The sequence below is a fragment of the Marinobacterium profundum genome (genome assembly GCF_001528745.1).
GTDB classification, from domain to species: domain Bacteria; phylum Pseudomonadota; class Gammaproteobacteria; order Pseudomonadales; family Balneatricaceae; genus Marinobacterium_A; species Marinobacterium_A profundum.
Genome location: NZ_BCNS01000020.1, coordinates 1 through 804, shown reverse-complemented (window position 1 = coordinate 804; position 804 = coordinate 1). Strand labels below are relative to the sequence as shown.

At 59.3% G+C, this 804-nt stretch carries 1 protein-coding gene; it reads left to right on the top strand.

Going from position 1 to position 804, the window contains the following annotated elements; translation table 11 throughout:
- On the top strand, positions 1–637 hold a 637-nt coding region (locus MPRO_RS01950), incomplete at its 5' end, for a His/Gly/Thr/Pro-type tRNA ligase C-terminal domain-containing protein (protein ID WP_245635009.1).
- Positions 638–804: the final 167 nt, after the last annotated feature.

The window sequence follows — 804 nt, the reverse complement described above, 5'->3', positions numbered from 1 at the left end:
GGGGGCGTCGGCAGCGTCATATGGGTATAAGGGAAAGAACTGGGGCCGCGATCTCGAGCTGCCCGAAGTTGCGGACCTGCGCAACGTTGTTGAAGGTGATCCGAGCCCCGATGGCCAGGGCACCCTGTCCATTCGTCGCGGCATTGAAGTGGGCCATATCTTCCAGCTTGGGCAGAAATACTCCCAGGCGCTGGGCGCCACAGTGCTGGACGAAAACGGCAAAGCCAAAGTCATGGACATGGGCTGCTACGGCATAGGCGTGTCCCGCGTGGTGGCCTCCGCCATCGAGCAGAACCACGACGCCAAGGGCATCATCTGGCCCGATTCCATCGCCCCCTTCCACGTAGCTCTGGTACCGCTGAACTACGACAAGTCCGATGATGTTAAGGCGCTGGCAGATCGTCTGTATCAGGATCTGCAGCAGGCCGGTTACGACGTACTGCTGGATGACCGCAAGGAGCGCCCCGGCGTCAAGTTCGCTGACATGGAACTGATCGGTATCCCCCATCGCGTGGTAATTTCCGATCGCGGCATCGCTGCCGGCACTCTGGAGTACAAGGGCCGTCGCGATAGCGAAAATCAGGACATCGCCATTGATCAGCTGCTGGCCACTCTGGCCGACAAGCTCAACATCTAACGCCTGACCCCGTCCGCCTCGCAATGCTGCGGGGCGGACACTCTTCGCTACAACGCCCAACACCTGAACTGATTACCTGAACCGGGCTCTGCCCGCAGCTCTTCAGGCAGGTCTGCATTACCCTCAGAGCTCTATAAACCATTTTGCTATTAACCCGGTGGGCAAAT